General features: G+C 70.2%; 22 protein-coding genes. 9 read left to right on the forward strand and 13 right to left on the reverse strand.

Annotation, left to right across the window (positions count from 1 at the left end):
* Positions 1–115: 115 nt before the first annotated feature.
* The 3 genes from ABT061_RS08965 to ABT061_RS08975 all read right to left on the reverse strand — a co-directional run bounded on the left by ABT061_RS08965 (position 116) and on the right by ABT061_RS08975 (position 4,484).
* A complete protein-coding gene (locus tag ABT061_RS08965; protein WP_350914325.1) occupies positions 116–781 on the reverse strand; it encodes a B3/B4 domain-containing protein in 666 nt (221 codons plus the stop codon).
* Positions 782–859: 78 nt separating this feature from the next.
* Complete coding sequence (locus ABT061_RS08970; protein WP_350914327.1) at positions 860–3,388, reverse strand: glycoside hydrolase family 9 protein; 2,529 nt, start codon at positions 3,386–3,388, stop codon at positions 860–862.
* A 202-nt stretch (positions 3,389–3,590) separates the two neighbouring features.
* The gene (locus ABT061_RS08975; RefSeq protein WP_350914329.1) at positions 3,591–4,484 is read right to left on the reverse strand and encodes a glutathione S-transferase family protein; all 894 of its coding nucleotides are present in this window, start codon (positions 4,482–4,484) and stop codon (positions 3,591–3,593) included.
* A 182-nt stretch (positions 4,485–4,666) separates the two neighbouring features.
* On the opposite strand from ABT061_RS08975, the gene ABT061_RS08980 reads away from it, so the two are divergent.
* Complete coding sequence (locus ABT061_RS08980; protein ID WP_350914331.1) at positions 4,667–5,188, forward strand: NADPH-dependent FMN reductase; 522 nt, start codon at positions 4,667–4,669, stop codon at positions 5,186–5,188.
* A gap of 119 nt (positions 5,189–5,307) precedes the next feature.
* On the forward strand, positions 5,308–5,814 hold the full coding sequence (locus tag ABT061_RS08985; protein ID WP_350914333.1) for a flavin reductase family protein: 507 nt from the start codon (positions 5,308–5,310) through the stop codon (positions 5,812–5,814).
* A gap of 323 nt (positions 5,815–6,137) precedes the next feature.
* Here ABT061_RS08985 and ABT061_RS08990 read toward each other — a convergent pair whose 3' ends face one another.
* Positions 6,138–7,196, reverse strand: a complete 1,059-nt coding sequence (locus tag ABT061_RS08990) for an NAD(P)H-dependent amine dehydrogenase family protein (RefSeq protein ID WP_350914335.1) — start codon at positions 7,194–7,196, stop codon at positions 6,138–6,140.
* Between the two features lie 308 nt (positions 7,197–7,504).
* Here ABT061_RS08990 and ABT061_RS08995 point away from each other — a divergent pair, with 308 nt between their 5' ends.
* The 6 genes from ABT061_RS08995 (at position 7,505) to ABT061_RS09020 (ending at position 15,045) form a co-directional block, all read left to right on the forward strand.
* Positions 7,505–8,401: an SDR family oxidoreductase gene (locus ABT061_RS08995; protein ID WP_350914337.1), complete on the forward strand. Its 897-nt coding sequence runs from the start codon at positions 7,505–7,507 to the stop codon at positions 8,399–8,401.
* Positions 8,402–8,771: 370 nt separating this feature from the next.
* A complete protein-coding gene (locus ABT061_RS09000) occupies positions 8,772–10,280 on the forward strand; it encodes a sugar ABC transporter ATP-binding protein (protein WP_350914339.1) in 1,509 nt (502 codons plus the stop codon).
* 100 nt (positions 10,281–10,380) lie between these two features.
* Positions 10,381–11,388 (forward strand): ABC transporter permease, encoded by a 1,008-nt coding sequence (locus ABT061_RS09005; protein WP_350914341.1) that lies wholly within the window; start codon positions 10,381–10,383, stop codon positions 11,386–11,388.
* A gap of 231 nt (positions 11,389–11,619) precedes the next feature.
* Positions 11,620–12,684: an ABC transporter substrate-binding protein gene (locus ABT061_RS09010; protein WP_350914343.1), complete on the forward strand. Its 1,065-nt coding sequence runs from the start codon at positions 11,620–11,622 to the stop codon at positions 12,682–12,684.
* Positions 12,684–13,934 (forward strand): Gfo/Idh/MocA family protein, encoded by a 1,251-nt coding sequence (locus ABT061_RS09015; RefSeq protein ID WP_350914345.1) that lies wholly within the window; start codon positions 12,684–12,686, stop codon positions 13,932–13,934. The genes ABT061_RS09010 and ABT061_RS09015 overlap by 1 nt, the downstream gene beginning before the upstream one ends.
* A gap of 103 nt (positions 13,935–14,037) precedes the next feature.
* The gene (locus ABT061_RS09020) at positions 14,038–15,045 is read left to right on the forward strand and encodes a sugar phosphate isomerase/epimerase family protein (protein WP_350914347.1); all 1,008 of its coding nucleotides are present in this window, start codon (positions 14,038–14,040) and stop codon (positions 15,043–15,045) included.
* A gap of 175 nt (positions 15,046–15,220) precedes the next feature.
* On the opposite strand, the gene ABT061_RS09025 is transcribed toward ABT061_RS09020, so the two are convergent.
* Genes ABT061_RS09025 through ABT061_RS09035 form a run of 3 tightly spaced genes read right to left on the reverse strand, consistent with a single transcriptional unit; the run spans position 15,221 to position 16,986 of the window.
* Positions 15,221–16,306, reverse strand: coding sequence for an alcohol dehydrogenase catalytic domain-containing protein (locus tag ABT061_RS09025; RefSeq protein WP_350914349.1), 1,086 nt, complete (start codon positions 16,304–16,306; stop codon positions 15,221–15,223).
* Positions 16,307–16,317: 11 nt separating this feature from the next.
* The gene (locus ABT061_RS09030) at positions 16,318–16,512 is read right to left on the reverse strand and encodes a ferredoxin (RefSeq protein ID WP_030913934.1); all 195 of its coding nucleotides are present in this window, start codon (positions 16,510–16,512) and stop codon (positions 16,318–16,320) included.
* A gap of 9 nt (positions 16,513–16,521) precedes the next feature.
* Positions 16,522–16,986, reverse strand: coding sequence for a pyridoxamine 5'-phosphate oxidase family protein (locus tag ABT061_RS09035; RefSeq protein ID WP_350914351.1), 465 nt, complete (start codon positions 16,984–16,986; stop codon positions 16,522–16,524).
* A gap of 77 nt (positions 16,987–17,063) precedes the next feature.
* Between ABT061_RS09035 and ABT061_RS09040 the strand changes: the two genes are divergently transcribed.
* Positions 17,064–17,711, forward strand: coding sequence for a class I SAM-dependent methyltransferase (locus ABT061_RS09040; protein ID WP_350914353.1), 648 nt, complete (start codon positions 17,064–17,066; stop codon positions 17,709–17,711).
* Here ABT061_RS09040 and ABT061_RS09045 read toward each other — a convergent pair.
* The 6 genes from ABT061_RS09045 to ABT061_RS09070 form a co-directional block, all read right to left on the reverse strand.
* Positions 17,618–18,688, reverse strand: coding sequence for an enediyne biosynthesis protein UnbU (locus tag ABT061_RS09045; RefSeq protein ID WP_350914355.1), 1,071 nt, complete (start codon positions 18,686–18,688; stop codon positions 17,618–17,620). The genes ABT061_RS09040 and ABT061_RS09045 overlap by 94 nt on opposite strands.
* Complete coding sequence (locus tag ABT061_RS09050) at positions 18,685–20,703, reverse strand: CRTAC1 family protein (RefSeq protein ID WP_350914357.1); 2,019 nt, start codon at positions 20,701–20,703, stop codon at positions 18,685–18,687. The genes ABT061_RS09045 and ABT061_RS09050 overlap by 4 nt, the downstream gene beginning before the upstream one ends.
* Positions 20,704–20,803: 100 nt before the next feature.
* A complete protein-coding gene (locus tag ABT061_RS09055) occupies positions 20,804–21,724 on the reverse strand; it encodes a DUF1702 family protein (RefSeq protein ID WP_350914359.1) in 921 nt (306 codons plus the stop codon).
* A gap of 462 nt (positions 21,725–22,186) precedes the next feature.
* Positions 22,187–23,230 carry a prenyltransferase gene (locus tag ABT061_RS09060; RefSeq protein ID WP_350914361.1) on the reverse strand — a complete coding sequence of 348 codons (1,044 nt, stop codon included), beginning with the start codon at positions 23,228–23,230 and terminating at the stop codon, positions 22,187–22,189.
* On the reverse strand, positions 23,227–23,940 hold the full coding sequence (locus tag ABT061_RS09065) for a class I SAM-dependent methyltransferase (RefSeq protein WP_350914363.1): 714 nt from the start codon (positions 23,938–23,940) through the stop codon (positions 23,227–23,229). The genes ABT061_RS09060 and ABT061_RS09065 overlap by 4 nt, the downstream gene beginning before the upstream one ends.
* 40 nt (positions 23,941–23,980) lie before the next feature.
* On the reverse strand, positions 23,981–25,225 hold the full coding sequence (locus ABT061_RS09070) for a glycosyltransferase family 4 protein (RefSeq protein ID WP_350914365.1): 1,245 nt from the start codon (positions 25,223–25,225) through the stop codon (positions 23,981–23,983).
* Positions 25,226–25,298 lie beyond the last annotated feature (73 nt).

Here is a 25,298-nt window from a genome sequence, read left to right on the forward strand (position 1 = left end):
CGCCACTCTGGCCACAGCTTCCTTGTCGATCCTCTCAGAACTGTTTAAAACGGTCACCTCCTGGGTAGCCGTTTTGCCCGCCGAGTCCCTGGTCAGCCGGATCCGGCGGGCTTCGTCAATCCAATCCGACCAGTCGGAACTCTGTCTGTATCTCCGGAGTAACATCTTCGAGCAGGCCGGCCAGCTCGTCTCCGGCGGCCCGCAACTCCTCGATGGACAGGGGTGCGAGTCGCTCCAGCAGGAACAGCGCGTCCGTCGTCTCCTCGGTGATCCGGGTGCGGACGCACTGCCGCCAGTTCCACCGGCGGCAGGTGACCCCCCTGTCGTCACGCCAGACGACCTCGCCGATCTCCGGGTGGTCGATCGCCGGCTCGCCTCTCTCGACGACCTCGAACGGCTCGTCGCCGGCCGCGCGCACCAGCCTTGCCGTCCCCTCGTAGCGGGTCAGGTCCTCTCCGCCGATCGGCAGGCCGTGCCTGATGCTGATCGCGTTGTAGGCGTCGACCACCCGGTTGATCTCCGGCGGCGGCATCCGTCTGACCAGGGCGTCCACCGAGGGCCGGGTCCGCTGGGGCTTGGCGCCGAATGCCCGGTATGTTTCCCGCCACGCCTCGACCCTCGCGTCGTCGACCGCCACCGCCTTCTCGGCCGCCTCCGCCAGCCAGGCCCGCGACCTGTCGTCCGTCGGCCCGTTGCGCAGCCCGTACACCCCTATCACCAGCACCGCGAAGTCCGGCCTGAGCGCGCTGACGGCGGGGTCCACCCAGATGTCCTCGATCACGGCCCCAGTTTAGGTGGCGTGCGCGGCGATGTGGGGAAGGACGGGGTGGCCGTCCACTGGACGGCCACCCCGCGCCGATCATCCGCAGAGGGTGCCGTTGAGGAGCAGGCGTTCCGGCTTGGGGTTGGGGCCCGGGGCGTCGGCGCCGATGAAGCCGAAGGTGACCGAGTCACCGGGTCGGATGGTCTTGTTCCAGCTGAGGTTCCTGGCGGTCACGGTCGCGCCGTCCTGGGAGATGTCGGCGCTCCAGTGCCGCCGGACGGTCTGGCCGCCGAGGAAGGACCACTTCAGGGTCCAGCCGTCGATGGCCTTCTTGCCGGTGTTGGTGACGGTGACCTGGGTGTTGAACCCCTCGGGCCACTGGCCGTGGTTGGTGTAGGTCACCTTGCACACCCCGGCGGCGGCAGGGGTGTCCAGGTAGGAGGCGATCCAGGCGAGCGGGGAGTTCCAGTTGATGGTCAGCTCGTTGGTGGACCACGACTCGATGTCGTCGATGTAGCAGAACTGGGGCGCGCAACCCCTGAGCTTGGCCTGGGCCACCGGGTCCTGGATGCTGGAGTTCGGGCCGCCCGCCAGGGTGCCGCGCGGCGGGTTGGGCAGGGACGGGTCGAGCTGGTGGGCGTACCAGCGGCTGTGCTGGTTCTTGGCGGCGACCTCGCCGTAGCCGGTCACGTACGACTGGTTGAGGGCGTTGCGCCCGAAGAGGTAGTCCAGCCCCTCCAGTACCCCGTCGCGATACTTCGCCTCGCCGCTGAGGTCGTGGGCGACGGCCATCACGACCATGTTGTTGAGCACCAGGTTGTTGGAGCCCCAGTCGTAGGTCGACGGGTTGTACGGGACTCCGTAGGGGTGGGCCTTCTGAACGGCGAGATACCTGTCGGCGCCCTCCAGCACCGATTGGCGCACCCGTGCCCGGTCGGGGAGCGCGTTGGGCACCGCGGCCAGCTGCAGGCGGCCGAGCTGGGCGGTGTTGCCCCAGTCGAAGCCGCGCTCGCGCCAGATGTCGCCGGTGTGGTGCGGCGAGGCGAGCACGTAGTCCTTGAACTCCTTCTCGGCGGTGGTGAGATAGAGCTCGGCGGCGGCCCAGTAGAACTCGTCGGTCACGTTGTTGTCGTCGTAGGTGCCGCCGCCCACCCCGTCGGAGGGGTCGGCGTACCGTGCGGGGTCGGCCTTGGCCGCGGCCCAGGCCTTCCTGGCGGCGGCGAGGTTGCGCGCGGCGAACGCGGCGTCGTACGGGGCGAAGAGCCGGGCCGCCTGGGCCGCGGTGGCGGCCAGGTTGAGGGTGGCGGCGGTGGAGACCGGGTGCAGCTCGCGCCGCTGCGCGTCGAGGTGGGGCAGGAGCGGCAGGCCCGTCCACGCGGCGTCGTGGATCTTGTGGTGGACCATCCCCGCGTGTGGCCTGCCGTCCGGGACCTGCATGCTGAGCAGGAACTCCTGCTCCCAGCGGGCCTCGTCGAGGATGTCGGGGACCCCGTTGCCGCTCTCGGGGATGTTGAGATCACCGTCGGAGTGGATGCCGTCGGCCTTGGCGCGCTCGAAGGCGGACATCAGCTGGTGGACGGAGATACCGCCGTTGACGACGTACTTGCCGTGGTCGCCCGCGTCGTACCAGCCCCCCTTGACGTTCAGCGTGTAGTCGCAGACGCCCGGCTGGCAGGGCACCTCGACGTCCCCCTGGTTGGGGGCCACGCCCGCGTGCCCGGCGGGCCTGCCGTAGCCGGGGCGGAGGGTGTCGAGGATCGGGATGCCGCTGCGCTGGGTGTAGTAGAACTTCAGCGCGTCACCCCTGAGCTCGTCGTAGACGTCGGCGCCGATGTCGAACGGGCGGCTGGTCTCGCCGTCGGCCTCCAGCGTGTAGCCGGTGCCGGGGGTGGTGGTCGAGCCGAAGTCGATCGAGTGCGTGTTCTGGCCGGAGCTTCCGTCGACGCCGCGCGGGACGGTGTCGCCCTGGGCGACGACCTGCCCGCCGCGCCGGAGCTTCCAGCCCACCGGCTCCGTCTCCTCGGTGACGAGCGTGGCCCTCTTCGGCCCGGCGGGCAGGTAGCCGACCATGTTCACCCGGACGCGGGGTCCGGTGTCCGGCCGGTAGACGTCGGGTTCGGCTCCGCCTTTCAGGGAGACGTTGTCCACGCAGAACCTCCACGGGGTGGCGCTGCCCCCGAGCTGGAACGCCACCTGCGCGCCTGGCAGGTCCACCGGTGAGGTGAAGGTGTAGCGGTAGTCGTTGCCCGACACGCTCAGCTCGGGGTTGGCCGACAGGTACTGGGTGTAGGGGTCGACCGGGAGCTGGACGAGGGCCCTGGCGACGCGGCCGGGCGTCGCGACGCCGAAGAAGGAGAACTCGTAGGTCTCGTCCTTGACCAGGGGGATGTCGTTCTGGCCGACGATGACGTCCCACGGGTTGGCGGTGCCACCGGGGATGTCCGCGCAGAGCCGTCCGTCCTCGATCTCCAGCGCGGTGTTGCCGGTGCTCCACCAGGGGGCGGTGCCGGTGTCGAAGGTGCCGTTGACGATCTGTTCGGGGCCGTCCGCGGCGGCGGGCAGTGGGGTCAGGGTCACCAGGGCGGCGGCCGTGGCGAGAGCGAGCCAGGCAGGTGGTCTGATCACGGGGGGTCCTTTACGCGGGGGATGCGCCTCGCGGTGGGAGCGTTGGGCGGGAGCGTCTTTATGGGAGCGCTCCCACCATGAGGATGTGCCGATGTTTCCAGCGCGTTTCGCCCACAGTCAATCAACCCCCTCCGGGGCCGCCCGCTGACCGGGTGAATGACCGATTTGCCCGATGAAACTTTCAGAGCCTCCGGGGGCCGTGTCAGGGAGCGGTCCAGTCGATCTCCGGCCCCCGGGGCACGATCCCGCTCGGGTTGACGTTCGTCTGCGTCATGAAGTAATGCCGTTTGATCTGGTCGAAGTCGGTCGTGTCGCGGAACGCGGGAATGGCGTACAGCTCGCGGGCGTAGGCCCACAGGGCCGGGTAGTCGACGAGCCGTCGCACCGAGCATTTGAAGTGCGAGTTGTAGACCGCGTCGAACCTGGCGAGCGTGGGGTAGAGCCGCACGTCGCTCTCGGTGAGCACGTCGCCGTGCAGGCGGCGCCGGCCGGTCAGGCGCTCCTCCAGCAGGTCGAGCGTGGCGAACACGCCGGTGACCGCCTCGTCGTACGCCTCCTGGGAGCGGGCGAACCCGGCCCGGTAGACGCCGTTGTTGAGGCCGTGGAAGATCACTTCGTTCAGCGCGTCGATCTCCTCGCGCAGTTCCTCGGGGTAGAGGTCGGGTGCGTCCTCGGCGTGCCACGGCGCGAAGGCCGTCTCCAGGGTGAGGGTGATCTGCGGGTAGTCGTTGGTGACCAGGCGCTCGGCGGCGATGTCCCAGACGCAGGGCACCGTGTAGCGGCCCTGGTAGCCGGGATCGGTCGCCAGGTAGAGCTCGGAGAGGTACTCCACTCCCGTCACCGGATCACCTCCGGGTATCCGCCAGCCCTTCTCGTCCCTGATCGGATCGACGATCGTCACCCCGACCACCTCCCGCAGGCCCAGCAGCTCGCGGACGATGAGCGAGCGGTGCGCCCACGGGCAGGCGTAGGAGGCGTAGATCTGGTAGCGGCCGGGCTCCGGCGGATGCTCGCCGCCCGCCTCGATCCGTGTCGTGAACCGGTTCTGCTGCCTGACGAAGCGGCCGTCGCCGGAGATCTCCTTTTCCAGCTTCATGGTATGACGGTACGGGATCCCGAACAGAACATGGTTCGGTTGAAGAGGTCGGCGAAGCCGGGCCTCCTGGAGAGTTTCATGCAAAACCAGTAGGAAATATTGACTTAGTCCGGAGTGGTGCGTAGCTTGTCCGGTATGAGCTGCTATCTGACCCGTTTCGACCAGAAAGCACCGGTGGCCTCATGAGCATCGTGACCGTGGTGGGAAACCCGCGACCCGGGTCGCGCACTCACGGAGTGGCCATCTCGGCGGCGGAGGCGGTGGCCCGGCGGATCGGGGATCAGGAGGCTCCCGAGGTCGTCGATCTGGCGGTCCTGGCTCCGCTGCTGTTCGCCCCGGAGACGGCGCCGGAGGTGAAGGCCGCGCTGGAGCTCCTCGCGGGTGCCGATGTGCTGGTGGTGGCGAGCCCGACCTACAAGGCCACCTACACCGGCCTGCTCAAGGCGTTCCTCGACCGGCTGCCGGGTGGCGCCCTCGCCTCGGCCGTCGCGCTCCCGCTGCTGGTGATGGGAGACGCCAGGCACTCCCTGGCGGTGGAGGTCCACTTCCGGCCGCTGCTGCTGGAGCTGGGCGCCGTCGTTCCCACGCCGGGCCTCGCACTGCTGGAGTCGCAGCTCGCCGACCTCGACGCGGTCCTCGGCCCCTGGGCCGACCGGGTCGGCCCGCAGGTGGCGGCGGCGCTCGGGCAGCGGACTCCCGCGTGACGCCGGGAAGAGATGGCGACATTAATGGGTTCTGAGAAGTGTCTTTTGTTCCTCGAAGGGGGAAAAGTGACCAAGTGGAGCATCTTGGCGGTACCCCACCCGTCCCTGGGAGAGGTGTCATGACCGAGACCCTGTCCGGCCGAGCGGTCGACGCGGAGCGGTTCCGGCAGGCGCTGGCCGTTCACGCGGCCGGGGTCGTCGTCGTCACGGCGCAGTTCGAGGGCGTACCGGTCGGTCTCACGGCCACCTCATTCGCATCCGTCAGCCTTGCGCCCCCGCTGGTCTCCTTCTACGTGGACCAGTCGTCGAGCACCTGGCCCTGGCTCCGGCAGGCCGATCACTTCGCGGTGAACGTCCTGGCCAGCGATCAGGCCGAGCTGGCCGCGCGCTTCGCGAGGAAAGGCGTCGACCGCTTCGCCGCACCCACCTCCTGGGCCCCGGGGCACCTGGGCGCCCCGCTGCTGGACGGTGTCTCGGCTCACCTGGTCTGTGCCCCCCACTCCACCGTCGACATCGGTGATCACATCCTGGTCGTCGGACTCGTCACCGAGACGAGCCTCGAACCCGGCGGTCGCCCGCTCCTGTACCACCAGGGTCGTTTTGGGCGTTTCACCCCTCACTCCTGATTGTTGAGGGGAATTTCCGTTTGGTCGGGCAAGGGGATGTCCCGTGATGGAGCGTTCCCTTCCGTGAGCTCCGACCTTCGGTGCCCCGATGAATTCCATGGCCGATTTCCGGATGGGTGAACGCGACGCGGAGGCGCGGGTGCACAGCGGGTGATCGGTGCGCGGGCCCGAGCGGAGAATCTGCTTATTTCGTCAAAAGTGTTAAATACCGGATATCTCTAATCGGCGGCTTCGCGTGCCCCGGTCGCCGTACGGCCGGCCTGCCACGGGGCTCGCCCGCGTGATGCCTGGCAGTGCCTCCTCGGGGCCTCCTCGGGGCTTTCTCAGGCGAGGCGGACGGTGCCCCGGCCGGTGGTCAGGGGGAGATCCAGGGCGGTACGGATGCCCGGTGGGGCGGCGCAGAGGGCGGCCACGGAGTTCACGGCATGGGCGGCGGCGCCGGCCAGCCCGTGGGAGATCTCGCTGACGGTGAGCATCAGCTGGGGCATGCCCTCGATGTGGACGCTGAAGCCGGGGTCGGCCCAGCGTGCCACCCGGGTGGCGTCGGCCTTGTAGACGCATTCCACGGTCATCAGGGGACGGCCGCGGACAAGCCCGCTGAACATCCAGCGGGAGGCGCACACGGTGCCCGCCCTGACCAGTCCCGCGGCGATCTCGAACTCCTCTGAGGCGAGCTCGAACTCGTCGCTCTCCTCGACCTCGTCGAGGGTCACGCCGAGGTTGTCGGCGACGAACTGGACGCTCTCGGCGAACAGCGAGCGCTGGAAGGCGCGGAAGGGACGCACTCCGGCGGTGTAGTCCTTGGCCGAGCGGGTGAAGCCGAACAGATCCACCACGATCTGCCGGGAGGGGTGCCCCCGGAAGTCGGACGACTCCCGGACGTAGATGTGGTCGACCCTGCTGGACAGGCCGGTCAGCGTGAGCGGCAGCATGTCGCTCATGAAGCCGGGGTTGACGCCGGTGCCGTGCAGGGACGTCCCTCCCGCCAGGCAGGCGGCCTCCAGGCGGTCCACCACCGCCGGGCCGTAGCACTTGGGGTAGACGAACCCGGTGGTGGTGATGACGTTCTTGCCGCTGGCGAGCAGCGCGCAGATGGTCTCCACGTCGTTCGGATGACCCCCGCCGAAGTAGAAGGTCGGCAGCGGCATGTGCAGCACGCAGTCGGCCTCCAGGGCGAGAATCTCCTCGACGTCGTCGGTGCAGAGGACGCCGGCCTCGGGGAGTCCCACGAGGAGCCCCGCGTCCCGTCCCACCTTGTCCGGGTCGTAGACCAGCACCCCGACCAGTTCGAACTCCGGCCGGGTGATGACGCTGCGCAGGGAGTATCTGCCGACTGCGCCGGTGGCCCATTGGACCACGCGCAGGGGCGGCGATAAGGACATATGGGCCTCCAGCCCGAATTGTTGGGCGGGGCCCTGTTGGGAAAATGAGGGGTGTCATCATTGACCCTCGCCCGTATGGGGCAGAAACTTTAGCAGAAATTAACACGCTCGCTTACTATGCGCAATGATCTCCTATTTTTTGGTTACCGCTCTGGGGGATTTTGGTGCCTTTATCCGGAAGGTGTTCGGTCGCTTCCGGGAGTGCCGCCGGTCGCGCCGGGGGGCCGGGGCATCCGCGATGGCACCGCCGGGGCCAAGCAAGCTATTGTTCAAGAGACCAGAATTATGTTCTCGTAGGAGGGTTGCGGATGTCAGAGCTGCGGTTTGACGGCAGGGTCGCGGTCATCACCGGTGCCGGACACGGTCTCGGCCGTTCGCACGCGCTGTCGCTCGCCGAGCGCGGTGCCAAGGTGGTCGTCAATGACCTGGGCGGGGCGTTGGACGGAACGGGGGCCTCCACCGGACCCGCCGCCGAGGTGGTCGAGCTGATCAGGAAGAACGGCGGTGAGGCGGCCGCCAGCACCGACAACGTCGCGACCCCCGAGGGGGCCAGGGCGATCGTCCAGACCGCGATCGACGCCTTCGGGCGGCTGGACATCGTCGTCAACAACGCCGGCATCCTGCGGGACAAGTCCTTCGGCAAGATGAGCGTCGAGGAGTTCGACCAGGTTCTCGCCGTCCACGTCCGCGGTTCGTTCCTGGTCAGCCGGGAGGCGTTCCCGTACCTCAAGGAGCAGGGGTACGGCCGGATCGTCAACACCTCCTCGCCCGCCGGGCTGTTCGGCAACTTCGGCCAGGCCAACTACTCCACGGCCAAGATGGGCCTGGTCGGCCTCACCAAGACGCTCGGCATCGAGGGGGCCAGGGCCGGGATCAAGGCCAACGCGATCGCGCCGATCGCCTGGACCCGGATGACCGAGGAACTCCTCCCCGCCGAGTTCGAGGCCAAGTTCACCGCGGAGCGGGTCAGCGCCCTGGTGACCTTCCTGGCGCACGAGGCCTGTGAGACCAGCGGCGAGGTCTTCAGCGTCGGCGGTGGCCGGATCGCCCGGGTGTTCGTGGCCGAGGGGCCCGGCTGGCGGCAGGACGACCACACGGTGGAGGACATCCGCGACAACTGGCAGGCGATCCTCGCCGAGCAGCCGTACCTGACCCCGACCACCCTCGGCCGGCAGGCGACCGCCTCCATGAAGGCCATGCTCTGACGCCGCAGGCCGCGTTCCGGCGGTCCTGAGGCTCAAGGGGCGCTCCCACGCCGGGGGCGCCCCTTCTGCTGTCCGCACCGGGGGCAGGGCCAGGACTTTTGCTGATTCCTGCAAAAGTCGACGGACTGTTAGTTAAAAGCTCTTCACAAACCTAGCCAAAGGGGGTTAGCTTCTGCACATCCCACTCCGGGCGAGGAGGTGCTGTGAGTCGGGTCACCGTTCGGCCGGAGAGCACGCGCCACCACGACCGCCGCGTGCGGGGCGCGCTCGCGCGCCGAGCCCGACCGGCTCATCGAGCCGCACCTGGCGGAGCGGGCGGGGCCTGCGGCGACCACGTCCTCTCGGCCCGACGACGAACCAGTGAGGCCCCATGTCCGAAGCCACCCCCCTGCTGCGCATGCGGGGGATCGTCAAGCAGTTCCCCGGCGTGCGTGCCCTGGACGGTGTCGACCTGGAGGTGCTGCCCGGTGAGGTGCACTGCCTGCTCGGCCAGAACGGTGCCGGGAAGTCCACCCTGATCAAGACCCTGGCGGGCGCTCATCAGCCCGATGAGGGCACGATCACGTTGAACGGTGCGGACGTGCGGCTGTCGAGCCCGATCGCCGCGATCAGGCTCGGCATCTCCACGATCTACCAGGAGCTCGATCTGGTGGACGGGCTGAGTGTGGCGGAGAACGTCTTCCTCGGACACGAGCCGGCCCGGCTGGGGTTCGTCGGACGGGGAAGGGCGGCGCGGGCGACGCGGGAACTGCTGGCCCGGCTGGGGCACGGTGAGATCCACCCGTCGACGGAGGTGGGACGGCTGTCGCCGGCGGCCAAGCAGGTGGTGAGCATGGCGCGGGCGCTGTCGCACGACACCCGGCTGATCATCATGGACGAGCCGTCGGCGGCACTGGCCCATGACGAGGTGGGCAACCTGTTCCGGATCATCCGGGAGCTGACCGCTCAGGGGGTCGCGGTGGTCTACATCTCGCACCGGCTGGAGGAGATCCGCGAGATCGGGGACCGGGTGACGGTGCTCAAGGACGGTCGTACGGTCGCGGTGGGGTTGCCGGCCAAGCAGACTCCGACCTCGCGGGTGGTGGCGTTGATGACCGGCCGCGAGGTCGAGTACGTCTTCCCACCGCGCCGCGCGGAACGCGTCGCGGGGGCCGAGGTGCTGCGGGTCGAAAAGCTCACCGTGCCCGGCGTCTTCACCGACGTGTCGTTCTCGGTGCGGGCGGGAGAGATCGTGGGGCTGGCCGGACTGGTCGGCTCGGGCCGCTCGGAGATCATCGAGGCGGTGTACGGGGCGCGGAGGTTCTCGGGGCAGGTGCTCCTGGAAGGGCGGCCGGTACGCGGGGGCGGTACGACGGGCACGGTCCGCCTGGGGATGGGGCTGGCCCCCGAGGAGCGCAAGGCGCAGGCCCTGCTGCTGGACCAGAGCGTGTCGCGCAACATCAGCCTGGCCAGCCTGGGCCGCTACTCGCGGCTGGGATGGATGGACCGCCGCCGCGAGGCCGCGGACGCGCGGGAGATGGTGCGGGCCCTGGACATCCGGCCGGCCGATCCCGAGCGGCCGGTCAAGACGCTTTCCGGCGGCAACCAGCAGAAGGCGGTGCTGGCGCGGTGGCTGCTCAACGACCGCAAGCTGCTGCTGCTGGACGAGCCGACGCGGGGGGTGGACGTGGGGGCTCGGGCGGAGCTGTACGCGCTGGTGCGGCGGCTGGCCGATGAGGGGATCGGGGTGTTGCTGGTCTCCAGCGAGGTGCCCGAGGTGCTGGGGCTGGCCGATCGGGTGCTGGTCCTGCGGGAGGGCCGGGTCATCCGTGAGGCCGGTGCCGGTGAGCTGGACGAGCACGCCGTCCTCGACATGATCATGGAAGGGAGTGCCCTGTGACATCCCTCTCGACCGGGAGCACCGGGACTGGTGAAAGGAACCGACAGGTCCTCATGAACGTCATCTCTCGTCGCTTCGAGAACACCCTGGTGGGGCTCCGGTGAAGTCGTCCTCGGACGAGCGCGTCGAGGCGTCGGTCCGTAAACCCGTCGTGGTGAGCCCGCTGGCCCGTCTCGGGGAGACGCGCCACCTCGGGCTGGTGGTCGCGCTGGTACTGCTGGCGGTGGTGGGCCTGGTCACGGTGCCCGACACCTTCGCGACCACCTCCAACCTGGTGAGCATCCTGTCGCTGGCCGCGACCATCGGGGTGATCACGGTCGGCATGACCTTCGTGATCATCGGTGGGGGCATCGACCTGTCGGTGGGCGCGGTGATGGCACTGGCGTCGGTGTGGGCGACCACGCTGGCCACCCAGTCCTACGGCCCGCTCGTGATGATCGTGTGCGCGGTGCTGGTCGGTACCGGGGCGGGCCTGGTCAACGGGCTGCTGATCTCCTACGGGCGGATGGTGCCGTTCATCGCGACGCTGGCGATGCTGGTGGCCGCCAGGGGGCTGGCACAGCGGATGTCCGACCGGCGCACCCAGTTGGTGCAGCAGGGCAACGAGATGATCGTGGAGCTGTCGACGACCAGGGTGCTGGGCATCCCGGTGCTGGTCTACATCTTCGCGCTGGTGGTGCTGGCCGGGTGGGTGGTGCTGAACCGGACCACGTTCGGCCGGCGCACCTACGCGGTGGGCGGCAACCCCGAGGCGGCCCGGCTGGCGGGCATCGACGTGCGCCGCCACACCGTGTTGCTGTACGCGCTGTCGGGGCTGTGCTGCGGGATCGCGGCGGTTCTGATCATGGCCAGGACCACGACGGGCTCCTCCACGCACGGAGACCTGTACGAGCTGGACGCGATCGCGGCGGTCATCATCGGCGGCACGCTGCTGACCGGGGGACGCGGGTCGATCATCGGATCGATCCTGGGTCTGCTGATCTTCACTGTGATCACGAACCTGTTCATTCTCAACGGGCTCAACACCAGCGACCAGCTGGTGGCCAAGGGCCTGATCATCGTGGTGGCCGTGCTGCTCCAGCGGCGCGCCCTCACCTCACGGACCTAGGCCCTGTCTGGTGGATCTTCCGCACCCCGAGGTCAGGCGGCGTCTCGCCACGTTGCCGCCGGTCACCGCGGCACGCCGCGGCTCCCTCCGCCGCCTCGCGAGAGGCCGGCCGGTCCTCGCCGCGGCAAGATCCGCCAGACAGGGCCTGGACCCGCGTCCCGCGGACCGGTCAGGGGTCCGCGGGGCGCGTCACGCCTCCCCCCAAGTTTCCCCCCAAGAAGGAGCAGGGTCATGACAGAGAACGTCGCTCGCAGGGGTTTCCTGCTCGGCGGTGCGGTCATCGGTGCGGGTGCGCTGGTGACGGCGTGCACCGGCAACGAGGTGGCCGCACCGGCCGGCGCGGCAAGCACGGCGCCGGCGCCGGCGGCCGCGACCGGCGGTAACGAGGCGCCCGGCGACAAGGTGGTCATCGGCTTCTCGGCGCCCGCGGCCGATCACGGCTGGATCGCCGCGATCGCCAAGAACGCCGAGGCCACGGCCAAGCAGTACTCCGACATCGAGTTCAAGCCGGTCGAGCCGACCAACGACATCAACGCGCAGATCTCCGCGGTGGAGTCGCTGATCGCGGCGAAGGTCGCCGCCCTGGTGATCCTGCCGAACGACGGCCAGCAGCTCAACCAGATCGCCCGACAGGCCTCGGACGCGGGCATCCCGGTGATCAACCTGGACCGGGTCTTCCCCGACAAGCTGTCGTACCGCACCTGGATCGGCGGCGACAACTACGGCATGGGCGTCGCGGCCGGCCACTACATCGGCAAGAAGCTCAAGGACAAGGGGGTGGCCGACCCGGTGATCCTGGAGATCCAGGGCATCGCGACGCTGCCGCTGACCCAGGACCGCAGCAAGGGGTTCGAGGACGCGCTGAAGACGTATGGGTTCGCGGTGACGGCCAAGCAGGACGCGCAGTTCACCGTGGAGTCGGGGACCAAGGTCGCGGCGAACCTGATGCAGGCGCACAAGAAGATCGACGCGATCTGGAACCACGACGACGACCAGGGCATCGGCGTGCTGGCCGCGATCAAGGAGGCCGGGCGCAGCGAGTTCTTCATGGTCGGTGGCGCCGGGTCGGCCAACGCGATGCGCGACATCAAGGCGGGAACGGGGGTGCTGGAGGCGACGGTGACCTACAGCCCCACAATGGCCTCCTCGGCGATCAAGCTGGCCCGCCTGATCGCTCAGGGCAAGGGGATGAGCGATCTGGTGGAGAACCAGGTGCCCCAGTCGATCACCCTGGCCTCGGAGACGATCACCAAGGAGAACGTGGACGCCTACCTGCCGCTGGGATTCGAGTCCTGATGGCTCAGGCGGACGAGGCCGCGCCCGGACCGACGCCGACACCGGGGCCGACGTCGGGAACGGCAGGGGGGGAACGCCCGAGGCTGGGCATCGGCATGGTCGGCTACGCGTTCATGGGCCGGGTGCACTCCCAGGCCTGGCGTAGCGCGCCGGCCTTCTTCGACCTGCCGGCCCGGCCGGTGATGGCGGCGCTGTGCGGCCGCTCGGCCGAGGGCACGGCGCGGGCGGCCGAGCAGATGGGCTGGGCGGCGGTCGAGACCGACTGGCGCGAGCTGATCGCCCGTGAGGACGTCGACGTGGTCGACATCTGCACCCCCGGTGATTCGCACGCGCGGATCGCGATCGCCGCGCTGGAGGCCGGCAAGCACGTGCTGTGCGAGAAGCCGCTGGCCAACACGGTCGCCGAGGCCGAGGCCATGGCGGACGCGGCACGGGCGGCCGCGGCCCGCGGGGTCTACGCGATGGTGGCGTTCAACTACCGGCGGGTGCCCGCGATCGCGCTCGCCGCCCGCTGGGTGGCCGAGGGGCGGCTGGGCGAGATCCGGCACGTGCGGGCGCAGTACCTGCAGGACTGGATCGTCGATCCGGACTTCCCGCTGGTGTGGCGGCTGCGAAAGGAGCTCGCCGGGTCCGGGGCGCTGGGCGACATCGGCGCGCACATCATCGACACCGCGCAGTTCATCACCGGTCAGCACCTGACGCAGGTCTCGGCGCTGACCGAGACCTTCATCACCCGGCGCCCGCTGGCCGAGACCTCGGCCGGACTGTCGGCCGGCGTCGGCGGCGGTGCCGAGACGGGTGAGGTGGACGTCGATGACGCGGCGCTGTTCATCGGCAGGTTCAGCGGTGGCGCGCTGGCCTCGTTCGAGGCCACCCGGTTCGCCACCGGGCGTAAGAACGCGCTGCGCATCGAGATCAACGGCTCGGCCGCCAGCGTGGCGTTCGACTTCGAGGCCATGAACGAGCTCTGGTTTCACGACCACGCCCTGCCTGCCGAGGAGGCGGGGTTCCGCCGGGTGCTGGTCACCGAGCCGGGGCACCCGTACGCGGGGGCGTGGTGGCCGCCGGGTCACGGCCTTGGCTACGAGCACACCTTCACCCACGAGGTGAAGGACTTCGTACAGGCGATCGCCTCCGGCACCGCGCCGTCCCCGTCGTTCGACGACGGGTTGCGGGTCCAGCGCGTGCTGGCCGCGGTCGAGCGCAGCGCCGCCGACCAGAGCCGGCTGACAGCGGTACAGCAGATGTGAACGGGCCGGTCACCGGTGTGGCGCGCCCACGCGCCGAGCGCGCGGGCGCGCCACCCGGCGCACGCCCCGGTGAGAACAGGTCCATCAACCGTGTGGAGGACGTATGAGCAGGCCGATCACCTTGTTCACCGGCCAGTGGGCCGATCTGCCCTTCGAGGAGGTCTGCCGGCTGGCCTCGGGCTGGGGATACGACGGATTGGAGATCGCCTGCTGGGGCGATCACTTCGAGGTCGACAGGGCGCTGTCCGAGGACGGCTACATCGATCGCAAGCGGGAGATCCTGGCCAAGCACAACCTGGTCGTGCACGCCATCTCCAACCACCTGGTCGGCCAGGCCGTCTGCGACCATCCCATCGACGAGCGGCACAGGGCCATCCTGCCCGCCCGCGTCTGGGGTGACGGCGAGCCGGAACAGGTTCGCCGCAACGCCGCCGAGGAGATCAAGAACACGGCTCGGGCCGCGGCCAGACTCGGTGTGGACACCGTGGTCGGCTTCACCGGATCGTCCATCTGGCACACCGTGGCGATGTTCCCGCCGGTGCCGCCCGCGATGATCGAGGCCGGTTACGCCGATTTCGCCGCCCGGTGGAACCCGATCCTGGACGTCTTCGACGAGGTGGGGGTGCGTTTCGCCCACGAGGTGCATCCCAGCGAGATCGCCTATGACTACCACAGCACGGTGCGGACCCTGGAGGCCGTCGGGCACCGGCCCGCGTTCGGGCTGAACTGGGACCCCTCGCACATGGTGTGGCAGGAGATCGACCCGGTCGGCTTCATCCTGGACTTCGCCGACCGGATCTACCACGTCGACTGCAAGGACGCCAAGGTCCGCACCGGCGACGGCCGCCGCGGCCGGTTGGCCTCGCACCTGCCCTGGGGCGATCTGCGCCGGGGCTGGGACTTCGTCTCCACCGGCCGGGGCGACGTGCCGTGGGAGGACTGTTTCCGCGCGCTGAACGCGATCGGTTACACCGGGCCGATCTCCATCGAGTGGGAGGACGCGGGCATGGACCGCCTGGACGGCGCCCCCGACGCGCTGGCCGTGATCCGCAGGCTCAACGCCATCACCCCGCCCTCGGCCGCCTTCGACGCGGCCTTCTCCTCCGATTGAGGCGCTCAGGGCCGACGTGCCGGAGGCGTGTCCGGGGTGAGCCGTTCGCCTGCCGGGACGTCTCCGCGGACGGGGTGACAGGAGGCGTGCCGGTGACCCGCACCGGGTCACCGGCACGCCCTGCTCAGGCGGGCGGCCCGGTGACCCGGTGCGTGGGCTCGGTTCCGGGCGCTGCTCAGTCCATGACGACGATCTGGCGCAGGACCTCGCCGCCCTTGAGCGCCGCCACGGCGTCGTTGAGGTCGGCCAGCTTGATGCGGGAGCTGATCATGCTCTCCAGGTCGAGCTTGCCGGCCTTGTAGAGTCCCGCGAAGAACGGGAAGTCGCGCCGGACGTCCGAGCCGCCGTACAGCGAGCTGAGGATGTTCTTGCCCTCGAACAGCAGGCTGAAGGCGCTCAGCGGGACGTTGTCGTCCATCGCGCCCGCGCCCACCACGATCATGTCGCCACCCCGGCGGGTCGCCTGCCAGGCCGTCATGATGGCGGCGGACTTGCCGACGGCCTCGAAGCCGTAGTCGAACCCGGCACCGCCGGTGAGCGTGCCGAGCGCGTCCATCAGCTGGTCGGGAGTGATGGCGTGGGTCGCGCCGACCTTCTTGGCGAGGGCGTGCTTGGACTCCAGCGGGTCGATCGCCAGGATCGTGGTGGCGCCGGAGATGCGGGCACCCTGGATCACCGAGAGGCCGATGCCGCCGGCGCCGACCACGGCGACCGTCGAGCCGGCCTTCACCCTGGCCGTGTTGAGCGCCGCGCCGACGCCGGTGGTGATCCCGCAGCCGATCAGGGCCGCCGCCTCGAAGGGCACCTCGGGGTCGACCTTGATCGCGCCCTGCCAGGGCACGACGATCTCCTCGGACCAGGTGCCGCACCCGGCCATGCCGAACGCCGGGGTGTCGCCGCCGTAGCGGAAGCGGGCGTTGACGAAGCTGTCCATCACGTAGGTCATGCACAGGAACGGCTGGTTGACCAGGCAGTTCGCGCAGGTGCCGCAGGCCGGGGTCCAGTTGATGATGACGTGGTCGCCTGGCTGCACCGTGGTCACGTGGTCGCCGACCTCGACGACCTCTCCGGCTCCCTCGTGGCCGGGGATGACCGGCAGCGGCATGGGCAGCACGCCGCTGATCACCGACAGGTCGGAGTGGCAGACACCGGTGGCCCTGACCTTGACGCGGACGTCCGTCGGGCCCATCGGGGCGAGGGTGAAGTCATCGCGGATGTCGAGCTTGTCGTCGCCGACGGCATGCAGAAGCGCACCACGCATGGGGGGACCTCCTAGTTCTCCTCAACGGAGAGTGCGGCTTTGGGACAGGACCGCACGGCGTGCCGGACGCGGTCCATCATCTCCGGCGGCGGCTCAGGCAGCAGCAGGTGCAGCTGGTCGTCGTCGTCGAGTTCGAAGACCTCCGGGGCGAGTCCCATGCAGATCGCATTGGCCTCGCAGACCAGATAGTCGACTTTGATTTTCATACGGGCCTCCTAGCCGGGAATGGCGAGCTTACGGTGATCCCAAGAGATCACACGAGTGGGCTCGACCACAAAGGCGACCCTTTTGCGGCCGGTGTAGGTCACGTACTCGGTGAGCAACTCCTCCGCGTCGGGCATCCCGGCCATCCGTCTGGCCACGTTCATGCCGATGCCGAGGATGCCCTCGGGGTCGTCGATCCTCCGCGCCACCCCGTACACCAGTACGCCGCGCAGGTCGGAGTATTCCTCCCCGGCCTCGATCAGGCAGCTCACTCGGGCGTCGCGCTGGATGTTGAGTGTCTTCTGGGCCTTGCCGTAGGTCCAGAATGAGATCTTGTCCTCGGTCAACCCGTAGAACATGGTCACCATATGTGGGGTGCCGTCCGGGTTGATCGTGCCGAGCTGTAGCTTCCGCGACTCACCGACGAAAGCCGTCACCTCGTCGTCGGACATCACGATGCGGGCGCGCTGGTTCACGGTGCAAAGTAGAACACGTTCCACAAGGTCGGGCAAGGGCTGATCGGAATGTTGTTCGGTATGGGTAGTCTGCTGTGATGAGCAACGCCACCATGCCCGCCGACCTGCTGTACGCCGCCCAGCACGCCAAGGGTTTCATGCCGCATGAGGAGGGAACCGCGCTGTTCGAGACCGCCGTCGAGTACGGCCCGCGCGGCCCGATCTGCGAGATCGGCAGCTACTGCGGGAAGTCGGCGGTCTACCTCGGCGCGGGTGCCCGGCAGGCCGGGTCCGTCGTCTTCACGGTGGACCACCACCGGGGCTCCGAGGAGATCCAGCCCGGGTGGGCCCACCATGACCCCACCCTGATGGACCCCCGATTCGGCAAGATGGACTCGCTGCCCACCTTCCGCACCACCATCGCCTCCGCGGGTCTCGAGGAGGAGGTCATCGCGATCGTCGGCAGGTCCGAGCGTGTCGCCGGGCTGTGGAACACCCCGCTGGCGATGCTCTTCATCGACGGCGGCCACTCCGAACTCCCGGTGACCAGGGACTACGAGGGGTGGGCACCGCACGTCATGCAGGGCGGCGCCCTGGTCTTCCATGACATCTACCCGGACCCGGCCACGGGCGGGCAGGCGCCGTACCGCGTCTACCAGCGGGCGCTCGCCTCCGGCGCGTTCAGGGAGGTCCGGCAGGAGGGCTCGCTGCGGGTGCTCGAACGGATCGGCCCCGGCATCGGCTGATCACCCCGTGCGGGGCGCCCGGTGCCGGGCGGGCGGCGGAGCCGTTTCAGCTCCCGGCCCGCGCAGACGATCACCAGGGCGAGGAACGGCCCGAAGACGACGTGGAACTGGACCAGCAGCCCGTAGACCGCCGCCGTGGCCAGGCCGAACACGACCTGGTCGCGCGCCCTGACCGGGGACGTGCCCGGATCGGTGATCACATAGCCGGTGTAGAGGGCGAAGGCGGTCCCGGTCATCGGCAGTAGGGCGCTGACCGTCGACACGTCGCCCAGACCGCCCCTGAGACACGCCTGCAGGGCGAACCCGCCCGCCCAGCCCAGGACCAGCGGCATCCTGCCGGTGGGTCCGGCGTTCGCCAGCACGCCCCCTGCCAGCACGGCCAGCGGCACGATCAGGTCGAAAGGACCCGAGACCCACGCGGTGAACTGGTAGGCGGGGGCGAGGCCGACCCACGGGAACAGCAGCAGCACGACGACGATCCCGAAGGCCACCGGATTCAGGAACGCGGCGCCGGGCACGTCCTCGCCGGTCCGCCTCGCCGGTTTCGTCGTTCCCGCCCCATCCGCCGTTCGCGCCGGCTCCGGCGCCCGCACGCGGAAGAGGTACGCGCTGCCAACGCCGATCAGGACGGCGAGCACGATCGGCATCAGATGCCCGTTGCCGTACAGCAGCATCGCGCAGAGCAGACCGCGGATGTAGGAGGGCAGGAAGAAGTCGGCGACCCGGTCGCGGGGCACCCCGAGGTAGCGGGCCGGGCGCCGCCATGCCCACGCCTCCACGGTCTCCAGCACGAACTCGGTGGTCACGCCGGTGAGCGCGCCGGCCACCGGCGCCAGAGGGGACTGCTCGAAGCCGAGCACGGTGTGCCCGAGCACGGTGATCAGGGTGAGGGAGCACGCCGACCGCCGGAGCGCTCTGCCTCGGTTCGGGCCGGAGATCCTGGACTTCGCCGTCTCGGGGGGCGGGGCGGCGCTCACGGACGGCGGATCTCCGAGGCGTGGCCGTCGGCCAGCAGGATCCGGTGCCAGCCGGGCTCCAGGGACACCGACGCGGTACGGGTGCCGCCGCAGGCGTCCCTCCAGGAGATCTCGACGGGGACGGGGGAGTCCGGCAGGTGGTCGCCCAGGCCGAACAGCAGCTCGGGCGCGGAGAAGCCGTTGTGCCCGTTGGCGGGGTAGAGCTGCCTGCTACGCGCGACCCCGCCGGGCGGGCGCACCGTGGCGACGGCCCCGATGGCGGGCCGCGTCAGCCCGGGACGTGTCCACTCCCGGCGCGCCGGACGGAGCCGTGTCCGGCCCGGCTGGGCCAGGGCGGGCCGCTCCGGTCCGGAGCGCGGCGTGGGGGATGGGAGGCAGGGGCCCGCGGGGAGACGGAGCCGCAGGCCCACGAACGGTGCCGTCGGGCCGTGGTTGCTGTAGAGCACCGACTCCGACCACTGGTTGGCGACCGCGAAGTCCAGTCGCCCGTCGTCGTCGACGTCGCCCACCGCGAAGGCCCGGCTGACCGTGCCGTCGCTGTCGCCGCCGACCCCGGCCCGTCGGGCCACGTCCGCGTAGCGGCCGTCCTCACCCCTGGTGAAGAAGGTGTTGGTGTCGCGGCCCGACAGGTCGTCCCCGGCCCGGATGCTCGGCCAGAGCGCGGGGCGGGAGAGGAACGGATCGCTCGCCGACGCCGCCTCCTGCAGTTGCGCCCACCGGTCGACCTCACCCCTGACGAACCCGGTCGCGTGCATGATCTCGTCGTCGCCGTCGTTGTCGAAGTCGGCGGCCTTGACGTCCCAGGACCAGCCGCTGCGGCTCAGCCCCAGCTCCTCACTGAGGTCGTCGTAGGGCGCGTGCCCCCCGTGCAGGTCGCCGGGCCGGGACACGAAGGCGAAGTTGCTCTGGTGCAGCGCGTAGTCCTCGGTGAGGTTGCTCACCAGGATGTCCGGCCTGCCGTCGGAGTTGAGGTCGGTGAAGCCGACGCCCATCCCCTTGAACGAGTCGCGGCCGACGACCCTGGAGGCGGGAGTCGTCAGGTGCCTGGTGCCCCTGGCCTCGGTGAACCGGATCCGGCCGGGCACCGACTCGTTGACCAGCAGCCGGTCGGGGCCGAAGTCGCATGCCAGGTACAGCTCGGGCCGCCCGTCGCCGTCCAGGTCCTGGGTGCCCAGCGCCAGGATCCAGCCTCCGTTCCCGATCTCGTCGAACACCCCCTCGGCCTCGGTGAACCGCGCCGGTCCGCTCGCCAGGTAGAGCCGGGCGCCGCCGCCGTTGGCGGCGGCGGACAGCGAGTCGGGCATCACCGCACTGCCGGGGCCACCGTCGTCGGGATCGCCGTCGTTGGGGGAACCGTCGTTGGGGGAACCGTCGCCCAGCACCCGGACGCCGTCGGGGAAATAGTCGCCGAAGACCAGGTCGAGGCGGCCGTCCCCGTCGAAGTCACCGGTCGTGGCGGCGCTGGTGTTCCAGATCTCCGGTTCCGTGGTCAGCGAGCGGTGGCGGAAGGCGGTTCCGGAAGGGGGTACCCCGGGCACGCGCAGGAAGAGCGAGGGGGAGCGGCCCCAGTAGTAGACGACCAGGTCCTGCCAGCCGTCCTGGTCGAGGTCGGCGGGCAGGCACCCGGCCGGCGCCTCGTACCGCCTGCGATCCGGGGGGACCAGCGTGAACGGCCGGTAGCCCCGGGGGGTCCCCGGTGCCCGCCTGACGGTCACCGTGTCATGGCGGGGATCGACCAGGCACAGGTCGTCGGCGACGACCTCGTTGTCCACGTCGAACAGCGCCACCCCGGCGCCCAGCGACGACACCCAGCCCTGGAGACCGGCGTATCCCGCCGCGACCGGCCGCAGGGTGCGGTCACCGGGTCCCGGGGGCGGCCCGAGCGGCCTCGCGTGGAAGGAGAAGTCGGCCGACGTCTCCGCGACCGAGGTGTCCGGCAGGCCGGTCAGCCTCCACCCGGCGGCGGCGGCGATCAGGGCGAGGACTCCCGCCGCGTACCTGCGAACCCCTGACATCGCTCTCACCGCCCCTTCGAGCCGCAGGTGACGATCTCGGCCGCGACCGGCTCACGGTGGCGTGGTCCGGCATCGTCCGCACCACTCCTTCGAGCCGCGGTCACAGGTCGCGGTCGCGCCGTGCCCAGGCCTTCCGGACTCCCGCCCGCCAGGCCTGGTAGTGGTCGCCGCTGTGCGCGTTGTGGCCCAGCGCGACGAGCGCGGTGTCGGTCCAGCCCGCCGCCTCGTCCACTTCGGCCCCGCACAGCACGGGTGCGGCGGCGACGGTGTGCTCGGGGACCACGGCCGATATCAGCCGGGAGGCGCAGGCGAAGGCGCACCCCTGGGCGAGGTGGGCGCGGAAACCGTCCTCGGCCGCGGCGGAGGCCAGCCGCCCCAGGTCCGCGGCGCCGGCACCCCCGGTGTACGTGGCGGCCAGACCCACGCCGCTCCACAGGTCGGCGCGGCGCCCCGCGGGAAACTCGGCGATGCGCAGCACGACGTCATCCGCCCCCGCGCACTCGTGGAACCAGAGCATCCGCCCCAGTCCCTGATCGAAGATCGCTCTCCGGGTCCGATCCATGAGCCCCGCCGTCCGCTGGCGTCCCACCGTACGGTCCGCGGAGAAGAAACCCTGGTGGAAGCCGAAGCCGTCGTGGGCCAGCCAGCGCAGCAACGGGTGCACCGAGCGGACGCCCCACATCGGCCGTAACCGCATCCGGGCGTACGCCCGGCCGGTGCCCATATGGATGAGGTGCGGGTAGCGCATCCCCGGCCCGCTCAGCAGCTCCCGCAGGCGGCGCCCGCCGGTGAGGGTGAGCACGTCGAGGGTGGCGCAGGCCATGCCCGCGCCCTCGTACGCGAAACCGCGCAGGTCCTCGCGGAGGTCGTCGATCCGCTCGGCCTCCCCGGAGAGCACCGCGTTGAACCCGGCCGTGAACGACCGCTCCGCGCCCTCCAGCCGCTCGCGAGCCGGCCCCAGCCGGAACCGCCGCACCCCGAACCCCACCCGGGCGGGGTTCTGCCACAGCAGCCGGGCCACGCCGTTCGGCCTGGGTGGCGCCGACGTCCCCGGAGCCGCCGCCCTCGGCTCGGAAAGACCGGACTCGGAAAGACCGGACTCGGAAAGGCCGGGCTCGGAGAGGTCGGGTTCGGCGAGGTCGGGTTCGGAAAGGCCGGGCTCGGAGGAGTCCGGCCGGGGGGAGGAGACCGAGGATTCCTGCGGACCCGGATGCTCGGCGGGGTCCGCAGGACCGGCCGAACCCGTGGGTTCGGGTCGCCGCGGGGGTGCCGGGTTCGAGGGGGTGGGGGGTGGCGGGTCAGGGGTGCTTTCCGGGACGGCCTCCGCGCCGGCCGTCTCGGTGTCATCGCTCTGAGCTACCGTCCGAGTGCCCTCCGCATTACTCACGGACCCGAACGTAGTGAGCCGCATTCAGCCCTTCAAGCACCACGTTTCTGATTCCGTGCAAAGAAAACGCCGACGCCTCGGCCGGAGGCCGGGAGCTCAGCTCATGGAACGGGCGTGGCTGCAGCCGCAGGCGGCGGTGGGGCGGTCGGTCAGGTACTTGCCCGCGTCACGGAAGATGCCCGCGGCGGGGGTGTGCCCGGCCAGCGCGTCGGCGGCGAGTACGACCGCGGCCGCGGTGTAGGCGGAGCGCTCGTGGGGGAACCACTTCTCGTTCACGAACTGCCAGCCGGTCCAGTACGAGCCGTCCTCGTGCCGCAGGTGCTGCATGTCCGAGAAGAGCTTCCGCGCCCGGTCCCGGTCGCCCAGCGCGTCGAGGGTGAGCACCAGCTCGCACGTCTCGGCACCGGTCACCCACGGCTGGTCGGAGACGCAGCGGATGCCGAGGTCCGGCTCCACGAACGTGTCCCACTCCTCGGCCAGCCGTGCCCGCGCGGCCGGGCCGCGCACCGCGCCGCCCAGGATCGGGTAGTACCAGTCCATCGAGAAGCGGCTCTTGTCGGCGAACGCCTCGGGGTGGGCGACCAGTACGTGGCCGAGCTGGTCGGCGGCCAGCTCCCAGTCGGGCTGCGGGTCGCCCAGGTGCTCGCCGAGCAGCACGCCGCAGCGCAGGCCCTGGTGGATGGAGGCGCAGCCGGTCAGCAGCGCGTACCCGGCGGGCCTGCCGTCGGCCGCGCGCTCCCAGACGATCTCACCTCGGGTGGTCTGCAGGCCGACCACGAAGTCCAGCGCCGCCCGGACCGGAGGCCACATCCGCCGGGCGAACTCCTCGTCGGAGGTCACCAGCAGCTCGTGCCAGACGCCGACCGCGAGGTAGGCGGCGTGGTTGGACTCCCCGCCCTGCTCGACGGCCTCGCCGCCGACCAGCTTCATCGGCCAGGAGCCGTCGGAGCGCTGCGTGCGGACCAGCCAGTCGTATCCCCGGCGGGCGGGGCCGGTCAGCCCCGCCACGCTCATCGCCATCAGGCACTCGACATGGTTCCAGGCGTCCACGTGCCCCTCGGGCCATGGGACGCCGCCGTCGGGCTTCTGTACCGCCGCGATGCTCTGGGCGGTCTGCACAACCTGTTCCCAGGAGATCATGCGGGCTTCCGGACGTAGAGCACCACGCTCTTGCCGATGAGCGGGTTGAGCACGGCCTCGGCGATCCTGGTGGCGGCGGGGCGTTTCATGATGTCCCAGACCAGCAGCTCGTGGTAGGCCTTGGCCAGCGGGTGGTCGTTGTTGTCGACGCCGACCGCGCACTTGATCCACCAGTACGGCGCGTGCAGGCCGTGGGCGTGGTGGTGCGGGCCGATGGTGAAGCCCGTCGACTTGAGCTTCGCGCTCAGCTCGGCCAGCGTGTAGATGCGGACGTGCCCGCCGGGAGCGGTGTGGTACGCCTCGTCGAGCGCCCAGCAGATCCGTTCCGGCAGGAAGCTCGGCACCGTGATGGCCGCCTGGCCACCAGGCTTGAGGACCCGGAAGATCTCCCGCATCGCGGCCATGTCGTCGGGGATGTGCTCCAGCACCTCGGCCGCGATCACCCGGTCGAAGGCGCCGTCCTCGAACGGCATGTCGAGCGCGTCGCCCGTCACGGTGTCCGCCGTCGCCCCGGGCGGTATCTCACCGGCCTTGTCCATCGCGGCGAACATGCTCGCCACGCCTTCCAGCTCCCCCGCGTCCATGTCGAAGGCCACCACGTCGGCACCGCGCCGCAGTACCTCGAACGCGTGGCGTCCGCCGCCACACCCCAGGTCCAGCACCCGGGTCCCCGGACCCACGGGCAACCGGTCGAAGTCGACAGTCAGCACTGGCCGCTCCTTGTGAGAGGTGATCGTTTCAGGGTCTCGCTCACTTCGCGCGGTGGGCCTGGATGGCCTCGTGGTAGGCCTCCACGGTCCGCCTGGCGACGACGTTCCAGGTGAAGCGTTCCATGACCCGGTCGTAGCCCTTCTTGCCCACCGCGGCCCGCTCCTCGGGAGAGTCGTGCAGGCGGCGCAGCACCGCGGCCAGCTCCTCGGGGTCGCCGGGGGCCACCTGTACGGCGGCGTCGCCGACGACCTCGGGCAGCGCCCCGGTGCGGCTGGCGACCAGCGGGGTGCCGCAGGCCATGTGCTCGACGGCGGGCAGCGAGAAGCCCTCGTACAGGGAGGGGACGACCGAGATCTCCGAGGTGGCGATCAGCTCGCCCAGTTCGGTGTCGGAGATGCCGTGCACGAACCTGACCCGGTCCCGCAGCGCCAGCTCGCCGACGAGCTTCTCGGTCGGGCCGCCGGGGGTGGGCTTGCTGACCACCGTCAGGTGGACGTCGCGCTCGGTGGCGAGCTTCGCCACGGCCCGCAGCAGCGTCGCGACCCCCTTCATCGGGGAGTCGGCGCTGGCCACCGCGACGATGGAGCCGGGCCGCTTGGGAAGCTCCGGGCGCGGGTGGAAGTAGCGGGTGTCGACGCCCAGCGGGATGAGCCGCATGTTCTTCTGGGGCACGTTGAAGTCGCGGTGGATGTCGGCGAGGGAGGACTCGCTGACGGTCAGGATCGGGCTGAGCCGCGGTGCGACCTTGGCCTGCATGCGCACGAAGCCGTACCAGCGTCGCATGGAGAGCTTCTTGCGCAGCGGAGCCGCCTTCAGCTCGATGCGCCGGTCCACGCTGATCGGGTGGTGGATGGTCCCGACCACGGGGAACAGCTTCTGGATGCCGAGCAGTCCGTAGCCGAGGGTCTGGTTGTCCTGCACCACGTCGAAGTCGCCGACGCGCTTCTTCAGCTCGCGGTGTGCCCGCAGGGTGAAGGTCAGCGGCTCGGGAAACCCGGCGGTCCACATGGTGCCGACCTCGAGCAGGTCGATCCAGTCGCGGTACTCGCGGAGGCCGGGAGTACGGAAGGGGTCCTCGTCGCGGTACAGGTCCAGGCTGGGGACCTTGGTGAGGATGACGCCCTCGTCGAGCTCCGGGTAGGGCTGGCCGGAGAGGACCTCCACGCTGTGCCCGAGGGCGATCAGCTCGCGGCTGAGGTGACGCAGGTAGACGCCCTGCCCACCGCAGGTCGGCTTGCTGCGATACGACAGCAGTGCCACCCGCAGTGATTCAGCACCCGGCACGGCAACCCCTTTCTCACCCTGCCCGAAAGGGGACAGGTACCGTGAAAGATGACCTTAGTCCTCGGACACTACC

The organism is Streptosporangium sp. NPDC002544 (genome assembly GCF_040295965.1).
Taxonomy (GTDB): Bacteria; Actinomycetota; Actinomycetes; order Streptosporangiales; family Streptosporangiaceae; genus Streptosporangium.

Excerpts from the sequence above, each read along its gene's own strand:
- ABT061_RS09025 (WP_350914349.1), bottom strand. The coding sequence starts at position 16,306 with ATGCGTGGTGCGCTTCTGCATGCCGTCGGCGACGACAAGCTCGACATC.
- ABT061_RS09040 (WP_350914353.1), top strand. The coding sequence starts at position 17,064 with ATGAGCAACGCCACCATGCCCGCCGACCTGCTGTACGCCGCCCAGCAC.
- ABT061_RS09060 (WP_350914361.1), bottom strand. The coding sequence starts at position 23,230 with ATGATCTCCTGGGAACAGGTTGTGCAGACCGCCCAGAGCATCGCGGCG.
- ABT061_RS08980 (WP_350914331.1), top strand. The coding sequence starts at position 4,667 with ATGAGCATCGTGACCGTGGTGGGAAACCCGCGACCCGGGTCGCGCACT.
- ABT061_RS08985 (WP_350914333.1), top strand. The coding sequence starts at position 5,308 with ATGACCGAGACCCTGTCCGGCCGAGCGGTCGACGCGGAGCGGTTCCGG.
- ABT061_RS08975 (WP_350914329.1), bottom strand. The coding sequence starts at position 4,484 with ATGAAGCTGGAAAAGGAGATCTCCGGCGACGGCCGCTTCGTCAGGCAG.
- ABT061_RS09030 (WP_030913934.1), bottom strand. The coding sequence starts at position 16,512 with ATGAAAATCAAAGTCGACTATCTGGTCTGCGAGGCCAATGCGATCTGC.
- ABT061_RS08995 (WP_350914337.1), top strand. The coding sequence starts at position 7,505 with ATGTCAGAGCTGCGGTTTGACGGCAGGGTCGCGGTCATCACCGGTGCC.
- ABT061_RS09020 (WP_350914347.1), top strand. The coding sequence starts at position 14,038 with ATGAGCAGGCCGATCACCTTGTTCACCGGCCAGTGGGCCGATCTGCCC.
- ABT061_RS09015 (WP_350914345.1), top strand. The coding sequence starts at position 12,684 with ATGGCTCAGGCGGACGAGGCCGCGCCCGGACCGACGCCGACACCGGGG.
- ABT061_RS09000 (WP_350914339.1), top strand. The coding sequence starts at position 8,772 with ATGTCCGAAGCCACCCCCCTGCTGCGCATGCGGGGGATCGTCAAGCAG.
- ABT061_RS09050 (WP_350914357.1), bottom strand. The coding sequence starts at position 20,703 with ATGTCAGGGGTTCGCAGGTACGCGGCGGGAGTCCTCGCCCTGATCGCC.
- ABT061_RS08990 (WP_350914335.1), bottom strand. The coding sequence starts at position 7,196 with ATGTCCTTATCGCCGCCCCTGCGCGTGGTCCAATGGGCCACCGGCGCA.
- ABT061_RS09010 (WP_350914343.1), top strand. The coding sequence starts at position 11,620 with ATGACAGAGAACGTCGCTCGCAGGGGTTTCCTGCTCGGCGGTGCGGTC.